This window comes from Methyloceanibacter marginalis (assembly GCF_001723295.1).
GTDB classification, from domain to species: domain Bacteria; phylum Pseudomonadota; class Alphaproteobacteria; order Rhizobiales; family Methyloligellaceae; genus Methyloceanibacter; species Methyloceanibacter marginalis.
Genome location: NZ_LPWD01000462.1, coordinates 1 through 12291 on the forward strand (window position 1 = coordinate 1; position 12291 = coordinate 12291).

The 12291-nt window shown below is 66.0% G+C and carries 9 protein-coding genes and 2 pseudogenes; all 11 read left to right on the plus strand.

Annotation, left to right across the window (positions count from 1 at the left end):
• A pseudogene (gene murC, locus AUC71_RS16455) lies at positions 1 to 1371 on the plus strand (UDP-N-acetylmuramate--L-alanine ligase); the annotation flags it as partial.
• A complete protein-coding gene (gene murB, locus AUC71_RS16460; protein ID WP_204376771.1) occupies positions 1368 to 2288 on the plus strand; it encodes a UDP-N-acetylmuramate dehydrogenase in 921 nt (306 codons plus the stop codon). The pseudogene murC and the gene murB, both read left to right, overlap by 4 nt.
• Positions 2289 to 2433: 145 nt before the next feature.
• Positions 2434 to 3369 carry a D-alanine--D-alanine ligase gene (locus AUC71_RS16465; RefSeq protein WP_069625131.1) on the plus strand — a complete coding sequence of 312 codons (936 nt, stop codon included), beginning with the start codon at positions 2434 to 2436 and terminating at the stop codon, positions 3367 to 3369.
• Positions 3357 to 4049 (plus strand): cell division protein FtsQ/DivIB, encoded by a 693-nt coding sequence (locus tag AUC71_RS16470; RefSeq protein ID WP_141701787.1) that lies wholly within the window; start codon positions 3357 to 3359, stop codon positions 4047 to 4049. The genes AUC71_RS16465 and AUC71_RS16470 overlap by 13 nt, the downstream gene beginning before the upstream one ends.
• Entirely contained in the window at positions 3980 to 4342 is a 363-nt protein-coding gene (locus AUC71_RS18275; protein WP_158007906.1) for a cell division protein FtsQ/DivIB, read from the plus strand. The genes AUC71_RS16470 and AUC71_RS18275 overlap by 70 nt, the downstream gene beginning before the upstream one ends.
• Positions 4343 to 4362: 20 nt before the next feature.
• Complete coding sequence (gene ftsA, locus AUC71_RS16480; RefSeq protein ID WP_069625134.1) at positions 4363 to 5658, plus strand: cell division protein FtsA; 1296 nt, start codon at positions 4363 to 4365, stop codon at positions 5656 to 5658.
• Positions 5659 to 5742: 84 nt separating this feature from the next.
• Positions 5743 to 7545: a cell division protein FtsZ gene (ftsZ, locus tag AUC71_RS16485; protein WP_342021885.1), complete on the plus strand. Its 1803-nt coding sequence runs from the start codon at positions 5743 to 5745 to the stop codon at positions 7543 to 7545.
• A 224-nt stretch (positions 7546 to 7769) separates the two neighbouring features.
• Positions 7770 to 8720 (plus strand): UDP-3-O-acyl-N-acetylglucosamine deacetylase, encoded by a 951-nt coding sequence (lpxC, locus tag AUC71_RS16490; RefSeq protein ID WP_069625135.1) that lies wholly within the window; start codon positions 7770 to 7772, stop codon positions 8718 to 8720.
• A gap of 244 nt (positions 8721 to 8964) precedes the next feature.
• Positions 8965 to 9792, plus strand: coding sequence for an outer membrane protein assembly factor BamD (locus AUC71_RS16495; protein WP_069625137.1), 828 nt, complete (start codon positions 8965 to 8967; stop codon positions 9790 to 9792).
• Positions 9793 to 9802: 10 nt separating this feature from the next.
• Positions 9803 to 11481, plus strand: a pseudogene (gene recN, locus AUC71_RS16500) (DNA repair protein RecN).
• Positions 11482 to 11493: 12 nt separating this feature from the next.
• Positions 11494 to 12291 (plus strand): NAD-dependent DNA ligase (locus tag AUC71_RS16505; RefSeq protein WP_483127815.1); only part of this gene is annotated, 798 nt, incomplete at its 3' end.

Here is a 12291-nt window from a genome sequence, read left to right on the forward strand (position 1 = left end):
CGGCATGAGCGCCATCGCCGAGGTCATGCACACGCGCGGCTATCGCGTACGAGGCAGCGACCTGAAGGAGGGCGCCAATCTGGCGCGCCTGCGCAATCACGGCATCACCTGCGTCATCGGCCACGATCCGGGGAACGTCAAAGGCGCGGCCTATCTCGTCATCTCGAGTGCAGTGAAGGCCGGCAATCCAGAGTTCGAGGCGGCTAAGGAGCGCGGCATCCCCGTCATTCGCCGCGCCGAGATGCTGGCCGAGCTGATGCGCCCCTGCACCACAGTCTCGGTCACTGGCACCCACGGCAAGACCACGACCACCTCGATCATCGCCGACCTCCTGCAAGGCGGCGGGCTCGATCCCACGGTCATCACCGGCGGGATCATCAATGCCTGGGGGACCAATGCGCGGATCGGGCAGGGCGAATGGATGGTGGTCGAGGCCGACGAGTCCGACGGGACCTTCGTGAAGCTCCCCACCCAGATCGGTGTCGTCACCAATATCGATCCCGAGCACATGGACTTTTGGGAATCGGAAGAGGCGCTTTACGGAGCGTTCGAGCAGTTCATCGATTCCATCCCCTTCTACGGTCTGGTCATCGCCTGCATCGATCATCCAGTGGTGCGCGCGCTCCTGGCCCAGCTCGGCGGTGCCGAGAACGGACGCCGCACGCTCACCTATGGCGTCGCTCGGGATGCGGACATCAAGCTGTTCAATGTGCGTCCAGATCACGCCACCATGACGTTCGATGTCCGCCTGGGCTCAGGCGTTGCAGGCGGCGCCCGCGAGATCAATGACCTCATGCTGCCGGCGCTCGGCCACTACAACGCCCTGAATGCCCTCGGCGCGATCGCGGTTGCCACCGAGGCGGGCATCACCGAGAGGTGATCCGTTCCACGCTCGCCGCGTTCGCCGGGGTGAAGCGCCGCTTCACCCGCGCCGGCGAATGGCAGGGCGTCGCGGTCTATGACGACTATGCGCATCACCCCGTGGAGATCGCCGCCGTGCTACGCGGCGCGCGCATGGCCGGCAACGGCCGCATCATCGCGGTGATGCAGCCGCACCGCTATACGCGCCTGCAAGCGCTGTTCAACGAGTTCTCCGCCTGCCTCGACGATGCCGACATCGTCGTGGTGACGCCGGTCTATTCGGCTGGCGAGGCGCCGATCCCGGGCATCGATCGCGATGAGCTTGCGTCCGGTCTGCGCCGCCACGGGCATCCCCATGTGCTGACCGTCGATGATGAGCTTGGGCTGATCGAAACCGTCGCCACCATCGCCAAGGAAGGCGATCTCGTGGTCGGGCTGGGCGCCGGCACCATCACGGACTGGATCAATGCGCTGCCCACCAAGCTCGAGCAGCACGGGGGCGCGGCGTGAACGGCGCCAAACTGCTGGAGAGCTTGACCCCGCGCCTGCCCGACTTGCGCGGTCGGCTCGCGGCCGACGCGCCGCTCAAAGACTACACTTGGTTCCGCGTCGGCGGTCCGGCTGAAGTGCTCTATTCACCCGCCGACGAGGCGGACCTCGCTTACTTTCTCAAAGCTCTCCCGGCGGACGTGCCCGCCACCAATATCGGCCTCGGCTCGAACCTGCTCGTCCGCGACGGCGGCATCGAAGGCGTGGTGATCCGTCTGGGCCGCGGCTTTGGCGAGATCAAGGTGGAGGACGGGCACCGGCTGCGCGTCGGCACCGCCGTGCCCGACGTGAAGGTGGCGCGCGCCGCGGCCGATGCCGGCATTGCCGGGCTCTCCTTCTATCGTGGCATTCCGGGCAGCGTTGGCGGGGCGCTGCGCATGAACGGCGGCGCTCATGGCAGGGAAACCTGCGAGGTGCTGGTCGAGGCCCGCGCCGTGGATCGCCGGGGCGACATCCATGTGCTCCCCGTGGCCGACTTCCATTACCGCTACCGCCATTGCGGCGCGCCTGACGACTACATCTTCACCGAGGCCTTGTTCCAAGGAGAGCCCGGCGACCCTGTGAACATTCTCGCCGAGATGGATGGCATCGCCGCCTACCGCGAGGAGGTGCAGCCCATCAAGAGCCGCACCGGCGGCTCGACCTTCAAGAACCCGCCCGGCAACAAGTCCTGGCAGCTCATCGATGCCGCTGGCTGCCGGGGTCTCGCGGTTGGGGACGCAAAAGTCTCCGAGCTTCACTGCAACTTCCTCATCAACGAGGGCAATGCAACGGCCGCCGACATCGAGACGCTTGGCGAGACCGTGCGGGCGCGGGTGAAAGAAACGAGCGGCATCGAGCTCGAATGGGAGATCAAGCGCCTCGGCAAAGAGGCCTGACGGAGGCCCGCGCTTTTCTGCCCGCGCCCCCGTGTCATTCCCCGCGAATACAGGTAATGCAGTAACGATCTTTGCAGGATGATTGGGCGTTCGGCATGAGCCGGGCGCGGGTTTCGCATGCCGACCAACCGACGGGGGCTGTTCCATGGCTGACAAGCAAACGCACGTTGCGGTGCTGATGGGAGGGCTGTCATCCGAGCGCGAAGTCTCGCTAAACTCGGGCCAAGCCTGTGCCAAAGCGCTGGAAGGCGAGGGTTACAAGGTCACGACGCTCGATGTGGGCCGCGACGTGGCCGCGAAGCTTACCGAGATCGCGCCGGATGTCTGCTTCAACGCGCTGCATGGGCGCTGGGGCGAGGACGGCTGCATCCAAGGCCTGCTGGAGACCTTGGGGTTCCCGTATACCCATTCCGGCGTGCTTGCCTCCGCGCTCGCTATGCACAAGGAGCGCGCCAAAGCGGTCTTGCGGGAGGCGGACGTACCTGTCGCTGAAAGCCGCGTGGTCAGCCGGGCCGAGGCCGCCAAGGGCCACGTCATGCCCCCTCCATACGTCATCAAGCCCCCCGCGGAGGGCTCCTCGGTCGGCGTCTACATCGTCCGGGAGGATCAGGCGCACCCGCCGCAAGAGCTGAATTCCGCTGATTGGGCGCTTGGCGAGGAACTGATGGTGGAGCGATTCATCCCCGGCCGGGAGCTCACCTGCGCCGTCATGGGCGAGGAAGCCCTGGGGGTCATCGAGATCCAGCCGGCGGGCGGGCTCACCTTCTACGATTACGAGTCGAAATACGCGCCCGGGGGCTCAATTCACGTGCTTCCGGCGCCGCTTAAACCAAATGTTTACCAATTGGTACAGAAGCTGTCCCTAGCGGCTCATAGGGCACTGGGCTGCCGTGGGGTCAGTCGTACCGACTTCCGATTCGACGACCGGCCAGAAGGTACGGGGGAACTGATCTGCCTTGAGATCAATACCCAACCAGGCATGACGTCCACGTCTCTGGTGCCCGAGCTCGCAGCCTATGGCGGCCGCTCGTTCGGAGAGCTGGTTCGCTGGATCGTGGAGGACGCGTCGTGCAATCGCTAGGCCCGTCAAAGGGTTACGCCAGAGGGAAGGGGTCTCAGAAGGCCCTGCTGGCGCGTGGCATCGCCGTGCCGCGCGAGCGCCGTCTGCCGGTCTTGTCCGGCACGCGGGCCCTCGTCACGCGCAACCCCAAGGCCGTCCGCCTCGGCCGCGCCCGCGACCGCATGCAGGGTAAGTGGATCCTGTTTTCCGGGCTCTTCCTCGCCAGTGCCGTCCTCTATGGCGCCATTATCGGCGGCCAGACCGGGCGCCTGTTCGATGCGGCGGTCACCGGCGTGGAGCGGCTTGTCGTCGCCGTCGGTTTCGGCGTGAAGCGGGTCACCGTGGAAGGCCAGACAAACGCCACCGACAGCGCGATTACGACGGCCCTTGCCGCCGGCCCCGAGACCTTGATGCTGACCTTCGACACCGCCGCCGCCAAGGCGCGGCTGGAGGGGGTGCCGTGGATCCGGCACGCCCAAGTCATGCGCCTTCTGCCCTCGACCCTCCAAGTGGTCATCGAGGAGCGTGAGCCCTATGCGGTCTGGCAGAACCAGGGAAAGACATTCGTCGTCGACGAAGCCGGCGTGGTTCTCGCGCCCGCTCTCCCGCAGCCTTTCCGCAGCTGCCGCTCGTGGTCGGCGAGGGTGCCGGCAAGCACGCAGCCGAGCTCTACGCGACGCTCGAGCCCTATCATGATCTGAAGCGCAAGATGCTCGCGGCGCTGCGGGTCGGCGACCGGCGCTGGACGCTGAAGCTTCGCACCGGCACGGAGATCATGCTGCCCGACGGGAATATCGAGATGGCGCTCGAGTCGCTCACCAAGCTCGAGCAAGACCGCAACGTTCTGGCTAGGGATTTCGCCGCTATCGATCTGCGGCTGCTGGACCGCGTCACCGTGCGTATGCGCGAAGCCGCCGCCATGCCGTTGGACGATACCGCACCCGCCGATGTGCCCACGGCGGCGACCGGTGCCGCGCCCAAGGGCAAGACATAAGACGGGGTGAGGACAGGGGGATGACATACAACGCCACGATCAGAGGAAAGCGTCAGCGCATCGTGACCGCGCTCGACATCGGCACGAGCAAAGTGTGCTGCCTGATCGGCAAGACCTCGGCGACGCCCGATTGGTTCGAGGGCAACGGTGACACGATGCACTTCGAGGTGCTCGGCTTCGGTCATACCCGTTCCGAAGGCCTGAAGGCCGGCATGGTCACCCATCTCGATACCGCCGAGCAGTGCATCCGCGCGGCCGTTGACGGGGCCGAGCGCATGGCTGGCGTCACCGTCGAGGATGTGCAGCTTTCCGTCACGGCCGGACGCATCAAAAGCGAGAGCTTCTCGGCGAGCGTGGCGCTCCCGTCCGGTGCGGTACGCGACGACGACGTTTTCCGTCTGCTCGCCGGCGGGCGCCAATATGCCGCCCGCGACAAGCGCACGGTTCTGCACGCCCTGCCCACCGATTACCGCCTCGATGAGAACGGCGGCATCAGCGAACCGCATGGCATGTGCGGCGAGCGCCTATCCGTCGATCTTCACGCCGTCACCGCCGACGAAGTCGCCATGCGCAACCTGATGCTCTGCGTGGAGCGCTGCCATCTCGGCGTATCGGGTCTCGTCGCCGCGCCCTATTCGAGCGCCTTGTCGGTCGTCACCTCGGACGAAGCCAAGCTCGGCGTCGCCTGCATCGATTTCGGGGCGGGCACCACGACTCTCTCCGTGATCGCCGATGGACATTTCATCCATGCCGACGCATCGCGCTTGGCGGGCAACGGCATCACCACCGACATTGCCCGCACGCTCGGCGCGCCGATCGAGCATGCGGAGCGCCTCAAGACGCTGCATGGCAGCGCCTTCGCCACGCTGTCCGACGAGCGGGAGATCATCACCTACCCCTGCGTCAGCGGCATGGCGCAAGGAAGTCTCAACCAGATCACCAAGGCACAGCTCGCCTGCATCATCCGGCCGCGCGTCGAGGAGATCCTCGATCTCATGCGTCATCGGCTTGCAGGAAGCGGTTTCGCCGCCGAGGCCGCCCAGCACTTGGTGCTGACCGGCGGCGGCAGCCAGCTCACGGGTCTTCCGGAGCTTGCCTCGAACATGTTTGGACGCCCGGCGCGGCTTGGCCGCCCGCGCGTCATGACGGGTTTGCCGCCAGCGGCCGCTGCGCCGGATTTCTCCGCCGCCATCGGCCTTTTCCTGCATTGGGCACGCGGCGACGACAAGCTCGGTGCCCGCACCGAGCAACGGTTCTTGCGTACGGGGACAGGCTACTTCGCCAAGGTCGGCGAGTGGATCATGGAGAACTTTTAAACGGACACGAGCTCGAGGGCGCACACGCGGGGAGCGCCGGTTTGAGCCTAAGCAAGGGACAATTCGCAAGGATTGGAAGCCGTCATGACTATCAACCTTAAAGTGCCAGACCTGACCGAACTCAAGCCGCGCATTACCGTGTTCGGAGTGGGCGGCGCTGGCGGCAATGCCGTCAACAACATGATCGAGCGCGGTCTCAAGGGGGTGGAGTTCGTCGTCGCCAATACCGACGCGCAAGCCCTGATGAGCTCCAGCGCCGAGCGGCGCATCCAGATGGGCGCCAACGTCACCGAAGGTCTCGGTGCCGGGTCCAAGCCGGAAATCGGCGCGGCCGCGGCCGAGGAGGCCATGGCGGACATCAAGGCCCACCTCGTCGGCTGCCACATGGCCTTCATCACCGCGGGCATGGGCGGTGGCACCGGCACGGGCGCTGCCCCTGTGATCGCACGCGCCAGCCGTGAGGAAGGCATCCTCACCGTCGGTGTGGTGACCAAGCCGTTCCAGTTCGAGGGCTCGCGGCGCTATCGCGCGGCCGAGGCCGGTATCGAGGAGCTTCAGAAATACGTCGATACGCTCCTCATCATTCCGAACCAGAACCTGTTCCGCATCGCCAACGAGAAGACGACCTTCACCGATGCCTTCGGCATGGCTGATGACGTGCTGCGCTCCGGCGTCGGCTGCATCACCGACCTGATGGTCAAGGAAGGCCTGATCAATCTCGACTTCGCCGACGTGCGCACCATCATGGCGGGCATGGGCAAGGCGATGATGGGAACGGGCGAGGCGAGCGGCGACCGGCGTGCCATCGATGCGGCGGAAGCGGCGATCTCCAATCCGCTGCTCGACGATGTCTGCATGAAGGGTGCGAGCGGCCTTCTGGTGTCGATCACCGGCGGCAGCGACCTCACCCTATATGAGGTGGACGAGGCGGCGAGCCGCATTCGCACCGAGGCCGACGAAGAGGCCAACATCATCGTGGGCGCCACCTATGACGATGAGCTCGACGGCAGGATCCGTGTGTCGGTGGTTGCCACCGGCATCGGTGAGTCGGCGTCCCAGGCCCAGGCACCGCAAGCGTCCGCGTCGGAGCAGCCCGAGAGGGGCCGTTTGACGGAGCGTCTGGCGGGGCTCGCCACCTTACCGGGCGCCGGTCCCGAGGAGGCGCCCGTGGATCTCGACGAGAGCCTTATGGTGCCCGCCAACGACGCGCCGGAGTCGCAGGTTTGGCGTGCGCCGAATAACGTGACGATCGAGAAGCGTCCGGCGCAAGCAAGCGGCATCGCGCTGCCGCGGACCCCGGCGCAATCGAGGCCCGCGGAGCCGCAGAAGAGCTTCCAGCCCGCGCCCCCGGCGTCGATCAAGCGGCCCGTCCGGCGCATGCCGAACGTGGATGAGCTTCCCATGGTGGCGCAAAATGCCATCAGGGCGCAGGCCGCCGGCCAAAGCCAGGCGGTTGGCCTTGAGGCCCAGAAGCGGAAAGTCGGCTTCCTGGAGAGCTCGCCAATGTCGGCCGCGGCAAGAAGGACGAGGACGCCGAGATGCCGTCCAAGCTCGAACCCGAGTTCGGCCAGCGCCGAAGCGCTCCCGAGGCGCCCGCCGCAGAGGCTCCGGCTCCAAGGAGCGTGCGCATCGACCGGCCGCACGAGCTCGCGGTCACGCCGCCGCCGAGACGGCCTCAGCCCCAAGCCCAGCCCCAGCCCCAGCAGAGACTCGCTCGGGCAGCGACGGCCGCCGCAGCTGCTCCGGCAGAATCATTCGATGAGGATGATCTGGAGATTCCCGCGTTTCTGCGCCGGCGCGCGAACTGAGATCGGGCTGGGCGTTAACGATAATGCCCGGCCCGGCCGCCTTGCGGGTGGAACAAACACAGTGGAATCAATAAGATAGAGGTAAAATTGGCCCGTAATACAGTGTAAGAAACCGTGATTTGTCGCCGTTAAGGCCAAAAGGTTATGGTTCTCAGGAGATTGATTGGCGGAACCAAAAAGGCACAACAAGGCGCCGGTTACACGGTCCGAACAAGTGCCAGGGAGCGCTGATCGATGGGGGGCCCGGAGTTTTCTCCGGGCTGAGTGAGGAACCAGAAGACGGCGCGGGGGCCATTGGGGGCCATGAAGGGTTTTATAGGGGCAAGGCAGACCACGCTTGCCAGCGAGATTTCACTCACAGGCACCGGGGTCCACAGCGGAGCGCCAGTTTCCATCACACTTTGTCCGGCTGATGGCGACACGGGCTTACGCTTCCAGATTTCCAACCATGATGCTGACGGGATCGAGATCGCTGCCGACCAGCAGTGGGTCACGGGCGTCACGCTCTGTACCGTGCTTGGCGATGGCAACGGGACCTCTGTCGCGACGGTTGAGCATGTGCTCGCCGCTCTGCGCGGTCTCGGCGTCGACAATGCGCTGATCGAGATCGATAGTGCCGAGGTTCCGATCATGGACGGCAGCGCCGCGCCGTTCGTCGAGGCGATCGACGAGGTCGGCTTGACCGAGCTCGAGGCGCCCCGCCGCTTCCTGAAAGTGCTGAAGCCCATCTGCGTCGAGGAGAACGGCGCGGTCGGCGAGCTGACCCCCTATAACGGCTTCCATCTCGACATTGAGATCGACTTCGAGACGCCGTTGATCGGCAACCAGAAGCTTGCGATTGACGTGAATCCCGGCTCTTTCCGCCGGGAGATCGCCCGGGCCCGGACCTTCGGCTTCATGAGCGACGTTGAGCGGCTGTGGGCCGCGGGCCTGGCTCTTGGCGCCTCTCTTGAGAACACCGTGGCCATCGGCGACGACCGCATCATCAATCGCGAGGGCCTGCGCTTTTCGGACGAATTCGTCCGCCACAAGGCGCTCGACGCGGTCGGCGATCTCACCCTGGCCGGTGCACCGCTTCTCGGCTCCTATCGCTCCCGGCGCGGCGGACATCGTCTGAACGCGTTGGTGCTGAAGGCCCTGTTCGCCGATGCCGAGGCTTGGACCATGGTCGAAGCTCCGCGCTACCGCGAAGTGCGTCACGCCGAACTCAGCCATCGCTTGGCGGCCGCCAATTTCGCCGCCGACCGGAGCTAGCCGAAGCCTTTCGAGTGGCCTTGCAGCTGGGTTTCGGTTCCTCGCGAGCCGGCCATTGCGCAGGGCCTGGCGCAGGGCCAAAAAACACCATAATCCGGGGGTTTGCTGGGGCGCTGGGCTTCGTGCTTGCGGCGGGCGGAAATTGCGCGCAAAGACCAGCTGAATACGGGGCGTTTTGAGGGGAAGCATGTCCGGATCGGTCGAGCCGTCAATGGCGCCAGCGCAGCCTGAGCCGCGTCGGCGGATGAGTCGCGCCGCTTTCCCGGCCACCGTGCTCCTCGCGGGCCTGCTGCTTGGCGGTTGCGGCTCAATTTTCGGCAGCGACAAGGCGGAGCTCGTGAACAACGATCCGCCCAACGTAATCTACGGCCAAGCCGAAAAGATGGTCGACGAGGGCGACTTCGAGAAGGCCGCTCGCCAGTACGAGCAGGTCGACATCAACCATCCCTATTCGCAGGAAGCGCGCCGCTCCATCGTCATGGCGGCCTATGCCTATTACAAGGCCGGCAAGTATGACGAAGCGGTCTCCGCCGCGGACCGCTACCTGACGCTCCACCCGGGCACCCAAGAATCGGATCTGGCGCAGAACATCATCGCCATGTCCTATTACGAACGGGTGCTCGACCCGAAGCGCGACCAGACCTTCGCCCGCCGCTCGCTGGCCGCCTATGATAAGCTTCTGCAGCGCTACCCGAACTCGCGTTACGCTGCCGAAGCGGCCAATCGCGCGCGAATCCTGCGCGATCTGATCGCCGCGAGCGAAATGCAGGTCGGCCGTTATTACTTGCACCGCGACAACTATCTCGCGGCGATCAACCGTTTCCGCACCGTGGTCAGCGAGTACCAGACCACGGCGCAAGTCGAAGAAGCCTTGATGCGTTTGACCGAGGCTTATATGGCGTTAGGCATCGTCAACGAGGCCCAGACGGCCGCCGCCGTGCTCGGCCACAACTTTCCGGACAGTAAGTGGTACAAGCACGCCTACGGTCTCCTAGGGAAGCGCGGCCTAGAGCCCCAAGAGCACGAGGGCTCCTGGATCACTCAGACCTGGAAGGGCAACGGACAGGCCTGACGGGCGCGCCATGCTAGCCGCTCTGTCGATCCGCGATATCGTTCTCATCGACAAGCTCGATCTGGCGTTCGGCGCCGGGTTGTCGGCTCTCACGGGCGAAACCGGCGCCGGCAAGTCCATCCTGCTCGATGCCTTCTCGCTCGCCATAGGCGCCCGGGGCGACGCCTCCTTGGTGCGCCGCGGCGCCGAACAGGGGCAGGTGACCGCGACCTTCGAGCTAGCCCCCGATCATCCCATCCTGGCGCTCCTCGCCGGGAACGATATTGCCCTAGAGGATGCGCTCATCCTGCGCCGGGTCCAGGGGGCCGATGGGCGGAGCCGCGCCTCATCAAACGACACCAGCGTCAGCGTGCAACTGTTGCGGCAGGTGGGCCAAGCCCTGGTCGAGATCCATGGCCAGCACGACGAGCGCGCCCTGATCGATCCGAGCGGCCATCGCGATCTGGTGGACGCGTTCGGCGGACTTAGCGGTGACGCAAAGCAAGTTGAGGCGCTCTATGACGCCTGGCTCGTGGCGGATGCGGCGCGCGGGCGCCATGAGAGCGAGATTGCCGCCACCCGCGCCAATGCCGACTATGTCGCTCACGCGCTGGAGGAGTTGCGCGCCCTGAACCCGGAGGCGGGCGAGGAAGAAGCCCTGGCCGAAAAGCGCCAGTTGATGATGAATGCCGAGAAGATCGCCGCCGATCTGAATGAGGCGCTGGATGCGCTGCAAGGCGAGGGCACCGCAGGCGCACGGTTGGCTTCCGCGCTGCGGCGCATCGAGCGCCAGGCGGCAAGCGGCGGCGCGCTGCTGACCGGCGTCGCCGAGGCGCTGGAGCGTGTCATGACCGAGACCAATACCGCGCGCGATAAATTGGAGGAAGCGCTCGCCGCCATCGCCTTCGAGCCTGTAGATCTCGAGCGCGCCGAGGAGCGTCTGTTCGGTCTGCGAGCGCTCGCCCGCAAGCACCGGGTACCGGTGGACGGCCTGCCGGCCCTCACCGCGCGTCTCGAAGCCGAGCTTGCCGCGCTCGACACCAGCGAAGGCCGCGCCGCCGAGCTTGCGGAACAGGCGAAAGCCGCCCGCAAAGCTTACGAGGCCGCCGCGCTCGCCCTGAGCAAGGCCCGCGCCAAGGCCGCCAAGAAACTCGATGCCGAGGTGGCGAACGAGCTCGCGCCGCTGAAGCTCGACAAGGCGCGCTTTGTCACCCATATCGACACCGTGGACATGGCCGAAGGCGGACCGTCCGGCATCGACCGCGTCGCCTTCTGGGTCGCCACCAATCCCGGCACAGAGCCCGGCCCCATGATGAAGGTGGCCTCCGGCGGCGAGCTGGCGCGCTTCATCCTGGCGCTGAAAGTGGTGCTGGCCGCGCGCGGCTCCGCGCCGACCCTCATCTTCGACGAGGCGGATTCCGGCGTCGGCGGCGCCACGGCCTCGGCGATCGGCGAGCGCCTGGCCGGGCTTGCCGCCAAAGTCCAGGTGCTGGCCGTGACTCACGCGCCGCAAGTGGCCGCGCTCGCAGACGGGCATCTGATGATCGCCAAGGAGGCGATGCACGGGCCGGAAGGAGAGACCATGGCGACCCGCGTGGCGGTCCTCGAGGCCCGCACCGGCGCGAGGAGATCGCCCGCATGCTGGCCGGCCAGACCATCACCGACGAGGCCCGCGCCGCCGCCGACCGCCTCATGAGCAAGTCGGCCTAAGAGTCTGAAATCATGAGCAAGGCAAAAGCGAACAAGGACGCAGGTCTGGCGTCGAAATCGGTCGCGAAGCTGGACGAGGCGGAAGCGACGCACGAGCTCGCGCGCCTTGCCAAGGAGATCGCGCATCACGACGCGCTCTATTACCGCAAGGACGAGCCGGAGATCTCCGACGCCGCCTATGACGCGCTGCGCAAACGCAACGAGGCCATCGAGGCGCGCTTTCCACATCTGGTGCGCGACGACAGTCCCTCCCTCAAGGTAGGCGCCGCGCCGGTCGAAGTGTTCGGCAAGGTCGTCCACCGCGTGCCCATGCTGTCGCTCGGCAACGTATTCGACGACGAGGGCGTGCGGGACTTCATCGAGCGCGTGCGCCGCTTTCTCGGCCTCGATACGGACGCAGAGCTTGCCTTCACCACCGAACCTAAGATCGACGGTCTTTCCATCACGCTGCGCTACGAGGCCGGCCGTCTCGTGCAGGCCGCCACAAGAGGCGACGGCTATGAAGGCGAGAACGTCACCGCCAATGTGCGCACCATCGGCGATATCCCCGAGACCGTGAAGGCGAAGAACTTCCCCGATCCGTTCGAGGTGCGCGGCGAGATCTATATGAGCCACAGCGCCTTCCAGGCGCTGAACGCCGAGCAGGAGAAGGCGGGCAACCGACTCTTCGCCAATCCGCGCAACGCCGCGGCCGGCTCGCTTCGCCAGCTCGACTCCAAGATCACCGCCGCGCGGCCTTTGCGTTTCTTCGCCTATTCTTGGGGCGATGGCGCGAGCTACCTCGCCGATACCCAATGGGGGGTCTACGAG